General features: G+C 33.1%; 13 protein-coding genes. All 13 read right to left on the bottom strand.

The window, feature by feature from the left end; all coding sequences use genetic code 11:
• Window positions 1–177: 177 nt before the first annotated feature.
• The 13 genes from HMPREF0446_RS03270 to HMPREF0446_RS03210 all read right to left on the bottom strand — a co-directional run bounded on the left by HMPREF0446_RS03270 (window position 178) and on the right by HMPREF0446_RS03210 (window position 13634).
• Window positions 178–633 carry a type II toxin-antitoxin system HicB family antitoxin gene (locus HMPREF0446_RS03270; RefSeq protein WP_006702833.1) on the bottom strand — a complete coding sequence of 152 codons (456 nt, stop codon included), beginning with the start codon at window positions 631–633 and terminating at the stop codon, window positions 178–180.
• A gap of 36 nt (window positions 634–669) precedes the next feature.
• The gene (locus tag HMPREF0446_RS03265) at window positions 670–849 is read right to left on the bottom strand and encodes a type II toxin-antitoxin system HicA family toxin (RefSeq protein WP_006702834.1); all 180 of its coding nucleotides are present in this window, start codon (window positions 847–849) and stop codon (window positions 670–672) included.
• Window positions 850–1114: 265 nt separating this feature from the next.
• A complete protein-coding gene (locus tag HMPREF0446_RS03260) occupies window positions 1115–1570 on the bottom strand; it encodes an 8-oxo-dGTP diphosphatase (protein WP_006702835.1) in 456 nt (151 codons plus the stop codon).
• 19 nt (window positions 1571–1589) lie between these two features.
• On the bottom strand, window positions 1590–2024 hold the full coding sequence (msrB, locus tag HMPREF0446_RS03255; protein WP_006702836.1) for a peptide-methionine (R)-S-oxide reductase MsrB: 435 nt from the start codon (window positions 2022–2024) through the stop codon (window positions 1590–1592).
• Between the two features lie 11 nt (window positions 2025–2035).
• Entirely contained in the window at window positions 2036–4024 is a 1989-nt protein-coding gene (gene mutL / locus HMPREF0446_RS03250; RefSeq protein ID WP_006702837.1) for a DNA mismatch repair endonuclease MutL, read from the bottom strand.
• 4 nt (window positions 4025–4028) lie between these two features.
• On the bottom strand, window positions 4029–6647 hold the full coding sequence (gene mutS, locus HMPREF0446_RS03245; RefSeq protein ID WP_020991325.1) for a DNA mismatch repair protein MutS: 2619 nt from the start codon (window positions 6645–6647) through the stop codon (window positions 4029–4031).
• 20 nt (window positions 6648–6667) lie between these two features.
• Entirely contained in the window at window positions 6668–7465 is a 798-nt protein-coding gene (locus HMPREF0446_RS03240; RefSeq protein WP_006702839.1) for a TIGR00282 family metallophosphoesterase, read from the bottom strand.
• 145 nt (window positions 7466–7610) lie between these two features.
• Complete coding sequence (locus HMPREF0446_RS03235) at window positions 7611–7940, bottom strand: branched-chain amino acid transporter permease (RefSeq protein ID WP_006702840.1); 330 nt, start codon at window positions 7938–7940, stop codon at window positions 7611–7613.
• A complete protein-coding gene (locus HMPREF0446_RS03230; RefSeq protein ID WP_006702841.1) occupies window positions 7937–8641 on the bottom strand; it encodes an AzlC family ABC transporter permease in 705 nt (234 codons plus the stop codon). Before HMPREF0446_RS03230 ends, HMPREF0446_RS03235 begins: the two co-directional genes overlap by 4 nt.
• 359 nt (window positions 8642–9000) lie before the next feature.
• Complete coding sequence (locus HMPREF0446_RS03225; protein WP_006702842.1) at window positions 9001–10110, bottom strand: glycosyltransferase; 1110 nt, start codon at window positions 10108–10110, stop codon at window positions 9001–9003.
• 11 nt (window positions 10111–10121) lie between these two features.
• Window positions 10122–11663: a lipopolysaccharide biosynthesis protein gene (locus HMPREF0446_RS03220; RefSeq protein ID WP_006702843.1), complete on the bottom strand. Its 1542-nt coding sequence runs from the start codon at window positions 11661–11663 to the stop codon at window positions 10122–10124.
• Between the two features lie 9 nt (window positions 11664–11672).
• Window positions 11673–12635, bottom strand: coding sequence for a capsular polysaccharide synthesis protein (locus HMPREF0446_RS03215; RefSeq protein WP_006702844.1), 963 nt, complete (start codon window positions 12633–12635; stop codon window positions 11673–11675).
• Window positions 12636–12638: 3 nt separating this feature from the next.
• Window positions 12639–13634: a hypothetical protein gene (locus HMPREF0446_RS03210; protein ID WP_006702845.1), complete on the bottom strand. Its 996-nt coding sequence runs from the start codon at window positions 13632–13634 to the stop codon at window positions 12639–12641.
• Window position 13635: the final 1 nt, after the last annotated feature.

Genomic DNA, 13635 nt, shown 5'->3' with positions numbered 1-13635 from the left:
TTTTATTTGTCAAATAATTCAATAGGAGTCTGTTACTTTATCAGCTTCGCTAAGCTTGCTAAAGAAGGTTGCTTTTGTACTTTGATTTTAATATTTCGACGGTACAGAAGCAACACGTTAGAAAGCTTTCTTGTGCTCTATCAAATTCATATCAAAAAAATAAACTCTTAGGAAATCCTAAAAGTTTATTTTTCTTTCGACAATTGCTTCCGTTAAAGTTTGAGAAAAATTTAAACCTAATTCTCTGCCTAACTTATCAGCCCATCTCGGTATCGTTAAAGTTTTTTTTACTGGTTCTTGATTTCCTAAATAATGATTTACATTTACACCTACCATAGAAATAAATGATTTTTTTGAATCAAATTTTAATTCAATATCTTTATCATCCTTGAAAGGATTATGCTCAACTAAGGATAAAGAATTTATATCTGATGGCTTAGGTAAATCGATATCATTTTCGATACAATCAGCAGCATTCATGCCTAGCCACTCACTTGCCATTTCCAATGCATCACTAATATCTTTTCCTTGAGTACCAGAAATATTTGAAAAATCTGGAAAATGTACAAAATAAGGTGCACTAGTACCATCTGAATCATCATAATAAAATAACGCTGGATAAGTTACTAACATTTTCATACCTCCAATTAGAAAAGCAGAGGCTGAGTTTTACAACCCAGCTTGCTTTTTTATCCCTTTTTCAGTGAATTTATTTAACTCACCGTGGGGAATTATGATAGGTCTTTCTCCTTGTTTCTCCATTTTTACATGGGAACCTTTACCACCCTTTGTCTTTGACCAACCATGAGCGATAAGAAGTTTGACCATCTCATTTTGCGTCATCGGCATAGCGCTCTACCTCCTGACACAAATATTATAGCACGTGTTACACGTGTTAATCAAGAATGATTACCTTCTCTCTCATATTTCGTAAAACGAAGAAAGACTTCCCATAGTAGCATATATCATAGTAGTCGAAACATCGGTTACTATGATTAGGAAATTTCGAGACCAAGGCTCGAAATTTAGGCATGAGACTCGCTTTTTGCGAGGCCGCTACCGTCCTATGCTACTATAACAGAAGTCTTTCGTAGTTTCGTATAAAAAGTCTGTCCTACTTCAATTCCGGAACGTACTCCTCATCTCCACGATTGAAAAATAATTCAGTAGGTCCCTTTTGTTCAAAAATGTCTAACATTTGATCCAAATGCCATAATGGTTCTCTCTTCTTCAAATCTTCTAAAGAAATCCAAAACATATCTCCCTCAGAAGAAGAACGAAGTTCGCCAGTGTAATGACTCGTTTTATATAAAAAGACAATATAACGTGTACCATCTGGTTGAATCCAATCTTTAATTCCACAAAACTCTAGCTGACTAATCGTTAGACCTGTTTCTTCTTTAATTTCTCTAATAGTCGAATCTACAATCGATTCCATTGGTTCAATATGACCACCAGGAAAGATTAATCCTTGTGCATAACTCAAATTTTTCTCTTGCACTAAAACATTACCCTCTTGGTCATAAATCATACACATATTTGTCAATTCAGTATGAACAGTACGACTCATTTTCTAACTCCATTTCTCTTTAAAAGTATTGAAGAAATTCTCCATATCCTTCTTTTTCTAAATCTGCCTTTGGAATAAATCTTAATGCAGCAGAATTAATACAATAACGTAATCCACCTAATTCTTCAGGTCCATCTGGAAATACATGCCCTAAATGAGAATCCGCTTTTTGACTACGAACTTCTGTACGAACACGATTTAATTTATGGTCTTCTTTTTCTGTTAATGTTGTATTTTGAATTGGTTTTGAAAATGATGGCCAGCCACAACCTGCATCGAATTTATCTTTTGAACTAAATAATGGTTCACCACTCACTACATCTACATAAATACCTTCTTCAAAAAATTCATCATATTCTCCTGAAAACGGACGTTCTGTCGCTTCATTTTGCGTCACTTCATATTGAATTTCTGTTAATCGTTGTTTTAATGCTTCTTTTGAAAAATCTGACATTTTTCTTCCTCCTAATCTTCAAACTTCCACTTCGATTGATGTGGATCTTGAATTCGTTTAAATAATTTTTCCAAATCTTTATTGCTTAAATGAACTAATACTGGTCTACCATGCGGGCAATTATACGGATTTTTACATTTTGCTAAGTCCACTAATAATTGTTCCGCCTCAAGCGTTGTTAAACGATGATTCGCCTTAATCGACCCTTTACAGCTCATCATAATGGCAGTTGCCTTCCGTAACTGAGCAACTGTTACTTTTTGATTTGAGAGAACTAAATCAATAATTTCCTCAATGATTTCCTTTTCTTCTCCCTGTTTAATCCAACTAGGGTGAGATTGAATTTGAAACGTATGAGTCCCAAATGGTTCAATTTCAATACCAAATTCACGAATCATTTCTAAGGACTCTTGTAATTTTAGCGCTTCTTTTTTCGAAAATTCCATGATAATCGGAATCATTAAGGATTGACTCACTGGTGCTACTTCTCCAATAGAAACTTTAAATATTTCATATTTAATCCGTTCTTGAGCAGCATGTTGGTCAATCATGTATAACCCTTTTTCATTTTGCGCAAATAAATACGTCCCATGCATTTGTCCAAAATAATGTAATTCTGGAAAATCAGTTTCAAAATTTTCTTCATCCAATTCTTGAGATAATTTCCAATAATTCGCTTTTTCTTGGTGAAAATCTATTCGGCAATCTTCACAGCCCTCTTTGTTATGATTCGTTATTTGAACTGGAATTTCCTCTGTTAGTTCTTTGGAAATCTCTCCCTTAAATGGACTCTCTTCAGTTTCTAAAGGTAACTCTTCTAAACTTACAGCTTCACTCGTATACGAAGTAATCTCATCCTCTTGTATCCACTCGCTAGGAGTTTCAACTCGAATGGATGGCTGAACTGGTTTTAAGTCAAAATTTAACGTTTCCTGTTCCACTACCGGTCGAGCAGTTGTCGATTCCGTTGATTTACGTTTAAATGGTAAATCTTCTAATGATTCAGGAATTCGTTGTACCCCTTGAATCGACTCATGGATCGCTTTTTGAATAAGTGCTGATAGCTCCACTTCTTTACTAATACGCACTTCTTGCTTTGTTGGATGCACATTGACATCGACTAATTGGAAATCCATTTCAATATCAATTACTGTAATTGGAAAACGTCCCACCATTAAAGTAGAACCATATCCTGCCACAATTGCTTTAGAAATGGCAATGTTACGAATTGAACGACCATTGATAAAAATCGAAATATAATTTCGATTGGACCTTGTTAATTCTGGCAAAGAAGTATATCCACTGACTTTGAAATCATCATCTTCCCCACTAAATGCTAACATTTTACGAGCGTTAGTAGGACCTAAATTACCCGCAATCGCTTGACGTAAGTCACCATTTCCTGCTGTTCGAATTAATTCATTTCCTTCATTTCTTAAAATAATCGAAATTTCTGGATGACTTAAAGAGATTTTACTCACAACATCTGTAATATGAGCAATTTCCGTTTGAAGTGTTCGAACAAATTTCAACCGAGCAGGAGTATTATAAAATAAATCTGAAACTTCAATGGTAGTCCCTTTTAATGGAGGTACTTGAGTTTCTTCCACAATCGTTCCTGACTCCACTTTTAACTGAGTTCCCACTTCTTCTCCTGTTGAAGTCGTTACAGTCACTTTTGAAACTGCTGTAATACTCGCTAAAGCTTCTCCTCTGAATCCTAATGTTTTAATGCGAAATAATTGTTCAGGCGAATAAATTTTACTCGTCGTATGACGGCGAATCGATAGTACAGCATCTTCACGACTCATCCCTGAACCATTATCGGTGATTCGTATGAGTTTTAATCCTGCTTCTTCAATTTCAATGACAATCCTTGTACTGCCAGCATCTACTGCATTTTCCAATAATTCTTTGACAACAGATGACGGTCGTTCAATGACTTCCCCTGCTGCTATCTGATTGGTTAATAAAGCACTTAATTCTTTAATTTTCCCCATAGACTCACCCTTTCAGTCTTGTTTGCCATTGGTCGATGAATTGCAACGCTTGAAGTGGCGTTAAATTCATCACTCGAACAGATTTTATCTCCTCTAATACTTCTTGATCGAGATTACTTGTAAATAAATCCAATTGTTCTGATTCAACACGTGGAACTTCAACAGTAGCACTAGTTTCTACAATTTCCACTTCAGCCTTTTCCACGGGAGCATCTTCTTGAAGACTTATATTCGCTTGCGAATTAGTTTCTAAAATCGTTAAAATATTTTCCGCATGATTTAATAATGATGAAGGTAATCCAGCTAATTTAGCGACATGAATTCCGTAACTCTTATCTGCTGGCCCTTCCATAATTTTATGAAGGAAGACCACTTCGCCATCTTTTTCAATGGCTCCTACATGGACATTTTTCAAATCTTCATATGTATCACTTAAAGCTGTTAATTCATGATAATGAGTTGAAAAAAGGACTTTCGCAGTTAAATGTTCATGAATATATCCAATAATGGCATGAGCAAGAGCCATCCCGTCATAAGTAGCTGTTCCTCTTCCAATTTCATCAAATAATAATAAACTTGTTGGATCAGCTTGTCGTAATGCTGTATTGGTTTCCATCATTTCTACCATGAAGGTACTTTGACCAGAGATTAAATCATCTGCTGCTCCAATTCGTGTAAAGATTTTTGTAAAAATTGGAATTTTTGCACTTGTCGCTGGAACAAAGCAACCAATTTGAGATAGAATCACACAAAGCGCCAACTGTCTCATATACGTTGATTTACCAGACATATTTGGTCCTGTAATTAATAAAATATGGTCTTCTGGCGACATTTGAATCGAATTAGGGACATAGCTAGAACGTCCCATCACTTTTTCAACAACTGGGTGACGACCATCGATAATTTCTAACGAGCGATCCATTAATGAAATCGTAGGTCTTGTTAATTGATACGCTTCACTCACGGTACTAAACGATTGCAATACATCGATGGTTGCGACTGCTTTTGCTAATTCTTGTAATTGCTCCGTATAAGTTTTCACTTCTTCACGAACAGCCACAAATAATTCATATTCTAGTAAACTTGATTTCTCTTCAGCTTCTAAAATCAACGCTTCTTTTTCTTTTAATTCAGGTGTAATAAAACGTTCTGCATTACTCAATGTTTGTTTTCGTTCATAACGACTATCATCTAACTGAGAAAGATTTGCTTTTGTCACTTCGATATAATACCCAAACACTTTATTATAACTAATTTTTAACGATTTGATTCCAGTAGCTTCTCTCTCTGTTTGTTGTAATTGAGCAATCCATTCTTTCCCATGTGCCATCGTTTCACGGTAAAGGTCTAGTTTTTCATGATAGCCTTTTTTAATAATATTTCCATCTGATAAAGATACCGGAGCATCTTCATCAATGGCTCTTTCGATGCGTTCATATAATTCTGGAATCGCATGTAATTGTTGTTTTAACTTTTGCCACTTCGGATGATTCAAACTATCTGCAATCGCTCTAAAAACAGGAACTTTCGCTAATGTTTGTTTTAATTGTAATAAATCTCTCGCATTAGCAGTTCCAAATGAAACTTTCCCAACAATGCGCTCTAAATCATATACACCTTTTAACGCTTCAATAAAATCTATCCGTTCAAAATAATGTTGCGTCAAACTTTCTACTAAATCATGTCGTTCTTCAATATCAGTTTGAAGCACTAATGGTTTTTCAATCCATTGCTTTAATAAACGAGCACCCATCGCTGTTTGAGTTTCATCTAAGAACCAATAAAGTGAACCTTGTTTTTGCTGTGTACGAATCGTACTCGTTAACTCTAAGTTTCTTTTTGCTTCATAATTCATGAATAAGTAAAAATCTCGTTCATAATAACTCGCTTTTTGCAGGTGAGTAAAACTTTTCTTTTGAGTTTTCGCTAAATAAGATAATAAACCTTCCAGAACTTCATAGACATCTTCTTGTTCAATATCTTCTAACAACGCATCAAAACTACCTTTTTGAATGTCTTCAGTTGCTAAGGTAGATGGTAAAATATCAAAATACAAGCACATTTCTTCTAATGCTTCCGAAGAAAAATCTCCAACTTTGACTAATTCTCTCGTTTTTAAACTTGAACATTCACTACGAACTTCTTCCATTGATTGAACACAAGTTCCTTTTAATTCCCCTGTTGCAACATCAACATAGCCTAAAGCATAAGAATCTTGCGCCAATGGTTTTAATGCTACTAAATAATTATTAGCATGTTGTTGAGAATACTCCGTATATGTCCCAGGCGTTAAAACTTGGACAACATCTCTTTTGACCATTCCTTTAGTAAATTTGGGGTCTTCTAATTGCTCACAAATCGCAACTTTCTTTCCATATTCAATTAATGTTCGAATATATTCTTTAGCAGAATGATGAGGAACTCCACACATCGGAATTGGATCTTCTGCATTTTTATTTCGACTTGTTAATGTAATTTCTAATAGACGAGCAGCTTCTAGTGCATCATCATAAAATAATTCATAAAAATCTCCCAAACGATAAAACAATAAACAATCCGGATATTGTTCCTTAATCGAAAAATATTGTTCCATCATGGGCGTTCTCTTCGTTTTTTGAGGCATTCGTAAAATTTTCTCCTTTATTATTCCATAAATGGTTGATCTGGTGAAATTTTAATAGGTAAAATTTTCTTCACTTTTCCAGTTGTATCATCACATTCAATAAAACAAGCGGATAATTGAATCTCATCAGGATCAGACACTTCGAACCGTGTTGGTAATTGGTTTAAAAATTTACCAATAATCGCTTCTCTTTCCATTCCTAAAATTCCATTATAAGGACCTGTCATACCCACATCACACATGACTGCCGTTCCCTGAGGTAAAATACGGGCATCATTCGTTTGCACATGCGTATGCGTTCCAATCACGGCGGTTACTTTCCCATCTAAAAACCAACCCATTGCTTGTTTTTCACTTGTCACTTCCGCATGGAAATCTACAAAAATAATGGGCGTTCTCTTACGAGCTATTTCAATGAGTGACTGAATCACTTGAAATGGATCATCTAGCGTATTCATAAACACACGGCCTTGTAAGTTAATCACACAAACTTCCACTTGATTACACTTTACAAATACCATTCCTTGCCCTGGAACACCTGCTGGATAATTCGCTGGACGAACCATTTTTTTTGCATCATCAATAAATTCAAAAATATCACGATTATCAAATGCATGATTTCCTAATGTCACAACATCTGCACCAGCCTGTAATAATTGCTTATAAATTTTCTCCGTAATGCCCTTTCCATTCGCAGCATTTTCCCCATTGACAATTGTTACTTGAGGTTTATATTTTTTCTTTAATTTTGGTAAATAATCTTCAATAGCTTGACGACCTGGAGCACCAACAACGTCTCCAACAAATAATAACTTCATGTGACTCCTCTTTCTATTTCATCTTCTATTAGTGTAACAACAAATGTTTTGAAATGATAGTGTTTTGCTGAAAGAAATTCGAATAGAATGCAAAAAACTCCTAAAGCCTTATAAAGACTTTAGGAGCTTTTATTACTTTTTACATTTAAGCAAATACTACTTGAATTAAAAACATATATATCATCGTTGGAACAAAGATGCTTAATAAAGTATTTTGTTTCCACCAATGTAAAACTACTACACAAGCAATACTAATGAGTTCTGCTGCCCCAAATGGTGCTTGTGTCCAAGCTACATCTTTGACACAGTATATAACTAATGTCGTCATAATTGCTTTAGGCAATACTTGTGCAATAAATTGCAAGCGAGGGGGTAATACATCATGATGACGAAACATCACATAAGGGAATAATCTTAATCCGAATGTTACAATCGTTGCAACCATCATACTTAAAAAAATCATCATTGGTGTCATTTCGATACTCCCTCCTTCAATGGATGTTTCATATTTCTTTCAAAAATTACCATTAATAAAATGACTGTACAAGCTAAACTTGGTAATAAGAAATATTTTGGTCCAACTGTAATTAACCAGAATAATGCACTACTTCCACCGATTAAGAATGGATAATAACGATCACTTTGCATGATTTGATTCACAACAATTAACACGAATAATGCCGTCATTGAAAAATCAATTCCTTTTGCAGAAAAAGGAATAAAGTTTCCAGCGATAACACCAACCATCGTCCCGAATACCCAGTACACATGATTTAAAAACGCAAGATACACATGAACAATATCAGAATAAGTTCCCTCTTCCTCTTGCTTCATCCCTACCATTACTGAAAATGTTTCATCCGATAAAGCGAAGATTAAATAAAAAGCTTTCCATCCTAATCGCTTAAATAATTCAATAAAACTAATTCCATAAAACATCATACGTGCATTAATGAGTAAAGTCATAATAGCAATCATTCCAAGTCCTAAACCGGCATTCATAAAGCTGACAATGGCAAATTGCATTGAGCCTGCATACATAAAAATACTAGAAAAAATTGCCCACCAACCTGAGTAACCATCTTGAACCATTAAAATAGCAAATGCAATTCCTAAAAATAAATAGCCAAAGAAAATTGGTAATGATAATTTAAATGCTTGTTTCCACTCTTTCATTCCTTAACTCCTTTTCATTCATATACAAATGACAGTGTACCTAATCTTCTATGACCTTGCAACTAATACGTAATAAAAGAAAGAAGAAAAATGCTTTTTGTTTGCGAGGTCGCCAGCAGCCCCTATGGGTCTCATGGCTAAAAATCGAGCCGTTGTCTCGATTTTCACCTGCAATAGAAGCCTACCTTGGCTTCTATTGCTTTCGCTACAAAAAGATTTTTCTGCTTTCTTTTATACTGTATTTACGTTTCTTCACTGATTAAATTTTTAACCCTTATAAACACTACTTAAAAAATGCTTGCTCACGATATCGTAAACAAGCATTCAACAATAAAGATATTCTTCTTTGTTTCACTTCATCAATTATTGAATAACTTCTCTAAATTCCGAGTTGCGGATTCAATCTCATATCCTGCTTCATCAATTTTTTTCTTCACTTTTTCTGTATCCAATTCTCGACTATTTCGAACAGATAAAATCTTGTCCGCCCAGTTTTCTAGTGAGTCCGTTAAAGCTAAAGAATTATCGAAATTCTCTAAAATCTTCGCATTCGGTAAGTGACACGCTGTGACTACAGGTAACCCATTGGTTTGAGCTTCAATTAATACAATCGGTAACCCTTCAAAATTAGATGGGAAGAAGAACACATCAAGTAAATTGAGCATCTCGCCTATATTGGTTTTCAATCCTGTAAAAATCACTTTATCAGCTACTCCATATTGTTCAGCTATATTTTGTAAAAAAGCAGTATCTCCTCTTCCAATAAAAACTAAACGGGAATTCGGTTCTTTTTTAACTAATTCAGCAAAAACTTTAATACAAAAACTTTGATTTTTTTGTTTTTCATATAAACGAGAAACTTGTCCTACAACAAAACAATCTTCTGGAATATGGTATTCCTTTCGAAGTTGAACTTTTTTTTCGTCATCATATAAAAACTTTTCTACCTCAATCGCATTATGTATCACCAAAGCTTTATTTCTTTCTTTACCATGATAAAAATGGTTCAATGCTTCTATTCCACATGCCCAAAAATCTGTTGCATATTTCCCAACAAAAAGTCGATTAATAGGGTGAATAAAACGATAAAATTTATCGGCTGTAGCACAATGTCCATGAACAATTCTTTTTTCAATTCCATATTTCTTTGCTAATTTTAGAAATTCTAAATGAGTCAATCCATTTTGATTCGACCATAAAATATCATAACGATGAGCATTCTCCTTGAAGAAAAGATCCCATTCTTTTAATGCTTGTTTCATATGAGGTCTTAACTTAGGAATTCTATGCACGATTAATGGATTACGACAGAGATTCTTAAAATGATTACTAAATTCAACATCTTCAGAACCCTGTAGTAGAAATTCCAGTTCAAATTCGTTGGTATCAATATGATTATAAAAATCTACCACAATTTTTTCTAGTCCACCGATATCTGGAACTAATCCACAGACCAAAATTCTTTTCATTGATTTTCTCCTTATTTTTTTAACTTTAATACTTTTTGAATCATTAATATAATTTGTTTTCCACCTTCATGATTTCTAAACATGAAGACATATACACACAATATTGCTAAATAAAGGACAATTTTAATAAGGATACTCCAGATGAAATCCATTTCTGTAAACACAAATAATTCTAATAAGCTAATACATAGAATACTTAATCCTGCTACGATAAAATGTTTTATCATCGTTTTAAAATATTCTTTTGAGGAAGCTTTCAATCCATACTTAAATACACTATAAGGTTCATACCATGTACAAGTTAGTATTGTGGAGCCAATTGTTCCTAATAATATTCCAGCGACTCCTAAATCTAAAATCGATAAAAAATACAGTGAAAGAATGATATTTAATAGAATTTCTGCAATAGTTTTTTTATTTTGTTCATAACTTAAGCCATACACTGAAATCATCACTAAAATCGGTCTTCTATAAAAAGTAAAGAAAAAATGAAGAACAATTAGAATTTCAATCATACGATTAAATGAAAAACTCTCTCCTAACCAGATCGTTATAAACGGATGAATAAATAGTAGATATCCCATACTAGCAAAATAAATCATACTAAAAACAATAAACTGAAATTTTTTTAAAAAATGGATTTTATCTTCTACTGTTCTATCTTCTGAATGAACTAAATTTCCAACAGAAGAAACCACCGAATTAATAGCCGTATTTAAAACCATTAAAACAAATCCTAAAACATAAGTATAATTTCCATAAATTCCAATCGTTGCTAAACTAATAAATTTCGCCATTAAAATACTATCCGTTTGAAATACTACCGTTTCTCCAATACTTCCAATGATATTGCCTTTAATATTCCGAATAAATTTCTCTCTTTCGTCTTGATTAATTGGAGATATTTCTTCGTTATACAAATAATCGTATAATCGATCTACCATCAGTGACATTACAATATTTCCAGTAACATTCATAATAATACTAATCAATAAATAGAAAATAAAATTATGAGTTAAAACTACTACTGCAATTTGTAATAATACTCGCAAAGTGTTTAATCCAAAATCAATTAACGTCATCACATAATTTCTCTGGTCAACATACAACAATGTTCGTTTGTATGAGAAAAAATAGCTGGAACCAGCATTAAATACAAATAAAAAATAAATCCAATAGACTTCCTGATTAATCGTATAATCCTTAATCAAATGAGGAAGAAATAATGATAATATGGTTCCTAGTATAAAAATAGATACACCAATGATTCGATATAATTTTTTAAAAAGAATCATAAATGCATTAACTTTTCCATGTTCTTCTCTCACTAATGGTGCATATAGAGCATAACTTATAGCTCCAGCTACTCCCAATTCTGCCAAAGACAAAATCGATACTAAACTAGATAAATAATTGCTTAATCCTAAATAAGTAATTCCAAGAATATTAACAAAAACTGTTCGATTGACAAATCCAAGAATCACTTGAAACGGTTGAAGCGCAAGAGCTATACTTGTATTCAAAGTGGCAAATTCTGTTCTACTTTTTTTCATGCATTCCCTCTATTCATTTAATTCTCCATGGAAGAGTTTATATAAATAGCTATTAGGAATTAACTCTTCTTTATTAATTTTATAGGTTGTTTTCATAATTGGTGTGTGTTTTAACACTTCTCTCCATTCATTTTCATCAAAAAAATCCATAGCATGATCTCTTAAAAACCATACTCGCTCAGCATGAGCTAAGATTGGTAACTCATCCACTAATCCTTTAAATTCAGGATTACACTCATATTCGGATAAAATAAAATAATCCATGATTAGATAATGAATAAAAATTGGGAATTTACGGATATAGTACAAATATAAATCCCGAATATGTTTAAAATATGGCTTCCCTTTTTTCCCTGCTAAAAAGAAACCTGACCATTTAAAATCACCAATAGCTCGTTCTATTTTATCCGTATGTAAAGGTGGATGATTCAAACTAAAAAAATCACCTTTAAACATTTCTAAAGTTGCATAAGGAGAGACAAATAAAGTTGCATCCATCCATATTCCACCATATTGGTATAACAAACTAAAACGAATAATATCTGAATAATGTGCAGCTGATAATTCTTTTTTCTTGTATTTTTCAGCGATATCTGCTGGAATATTAATGAAATCCGCAAGATTTTCATCCGTTAATAAATGTAATTCACAACCATTTCTTTTAGCAAAGTCTTTAATTGTCTTCAGTGAAGCTTTTACCGTTTCAGGTATTTGTGCTTCTCCCTGTTGCCACATTGTCCAAATGATTTTTGGGAACTCTTTGTCAACTTCTTCGTTCTCATTACTCGATTCATCTATTTGAGCTTCTTTACGTAATTTCAATACAAAATCTAAAAGAATTTTTTTATGAAAATCATAGAACTTTGTCTCAGATTGTTGCGCAAGATAATAAGCTACTGTCTGCTTAACTCCATAATATTTTACGATTTGACAATATCGAATGATTTTTTCTCGTAATGTTTGTAGTTTCATAGGTTACAAGCTCCTTTCACACTTTTCTAAAGCTGTTTTTAGAAAAATACCATTACGAATTTTTTTTCCAATTCTTTTACTATTTTTAATCATCTCTTGATAGTCATTCTCTGAAAGTGATTCTAAAGATTCTGCAATTTCAAATAATGAATCAACAAGTATTCCACATTTATTTTGTCTTACGAAATCAGCCAAGGCAGATTGGCTCCACACAATAATTGGAAACCCTGAGGCTAAATAAAGAGAAGCTTTATGCGGGTTATTCATCTTTAAATATTCTCCATACATTCCACTACAAGTATGCGGACTATCTCCATCCCATACTAAACCAAAGCCACCTTGAAGATGATGAGAAAGTTCATCAGGTGAAAAAGCACCTTTATAATGAACATTTTTAGGAAGATGCTCTTCTTCAAAGTTAATGCCATAAATGGAAAATTCCGGATTTCCAGGTAATTGTCTTGCATATTTTGTTTTTCGAATATCAAAATTACCTGCAACGATAACTGTATTCTTCTCATAAGCTGTCTTCTCTTCATAATGAGGAATGACATAATCAAACATTTCTAATGCAACAATCTTCTCCTCTGGTATTCCTAATCTCACTAATTCTGCTTTCATCTTATCATTATGAGCAATAATACCATCTACTTTTTCAAGTACCGTTTTATTTTGTAAAAAATAAATAATAGAATGTTTAAAATCTTTAACTGTCTTTATCTTTCTATTTCTAAGTGATTCTATATCATGGATGAGTAAATAAGCTTTGAACTTTCTATTTTTCAAAAATCTAGTTAAAATTTGTTTTTTTAACGACTGCCATAATAATGGAAATTGAAGAACGATTACATCGTCTTTTGTTAAAGGAACAGCATTTGAATGATTATTTAAGAAATAAGGGGCATATCCTGCTTCTACCATTATTTTTTCAGCATCTAATCTAGCTTTAGATCCTGCATGTTTAGCTTTAGCATAATTTTCTTTTAAATAATAGTTCATG

The sequence above is a fragment of the Granulicatella elegans ATCC 700633 genome (assembly GCF_000162475.2).
In the GTDB taxonomy this organism is placed as follows: domain Bacteria; phylum Bacillota; class Bacilli; order Lactobacillales; family Aerococcaceae; genus Granulicatella; species Granulicatella elegans.
The sequence above is the reverse complement of the archived record's forward strand: the minus strand, read 5'-3'. Positions and strand labels throughout refer to the sequence as shown.

Excerpts from the sequence above, each read along its gene's own strand:
- HMPREF0446_RS03220 (WP_006702843.1), bottom strand. The coding sequence starts at position 11,663 with ATGAAAAAAAGTAGAACAGAATTTGCCACTTTGAATACAAGTATAGCT.
- HMPREF0446_RS03240 (WP_006702839.1), bottom strand. The coding sequence starts at position 7,465 with ATGAAGTTATTATTTGTTGGAGACGTTGTTGGTGCTCCAGGTCGTCAA.
- HMPREF0446_RS03225 (WP_006702842.1), bottom strand. The coding sequence starts at position 10,110 with ATGAAAAGAATTTTGGTCTGTGGATTAGTTCCAGATATCGGTGGACTA.
- mutS (WP_020991325.1), bottom strand. The coding sequence starts at position 6,647 with ATGCCTCAAAAAACGAAGAGAACGCCCATGATGGAACAATATTTTTCG.
- mutL (WP_006702837.1), bottom strand. The coding sequence starts at position 4,024 with ATGGGGAAAATTAAAGAATTAAGTGCTTTATTAACCAATCAGATAGCA.
- HMPREF0446_RS03210 (WP_006702845.1), bottom strand. The coding sequence starts at position 13,634 with ATGAACTATTATTTAAAAGAAAATTATGCTAAAGCTAAACATGCAGGA.
- HMPREF0446_RS03235 (WP_006702840.1), bottom strand. The coding sequence starts at position 7,940 with ATGACACCAATGATGATTTTTTTAAGTATGATGGTTGCAACGATTGTA.
- HMPREF0446_RS03265 (WP_006702834.1), bottom strand. The coding sequence starts at position 849 with ATGCCGATGACGCAAAATGAGATGGTCAAACTTCTTATCGCTCATGGT.
- HMPREF0446_RS03215 (WP_006702844.1), bottom strand. The coding sequence starts at position 12,635 with ATGAAACTACAAACATTACGAGAAAAAATCATTCGATATTGTCAAATC.
- HMPREF0446_RS03270 (WP_006702833.1), bottom strand. The coding sequence starts at position 633 with ATGTTAGTAACTTATCCAGCGTTATTTTATTATGATGATTCAGATGGT.
- HMPREF0446_RS03260 (WP_006702835.1), bottom strand. The coding sequence starts at position 1,570 with ATGAGTCGTACTGTTCATACTGAATTGACAAATATGTGTATGATTTAT.
- HMPREF0446_RS03230 (WP_006702841.1), bottom strand. The coding sequence starts at position 8,641 with ATGAAAGAGTGGAAACAAGCATTTAAATTATCATTACCAATTTTCTTT.
- msrB (WP_006702836.1), bottom strand. The coding sequence starts at position 2,024 with ATGTCAGATTTTTCAAAAGAAGCATTAAAACAACGATTAACAGAAATT.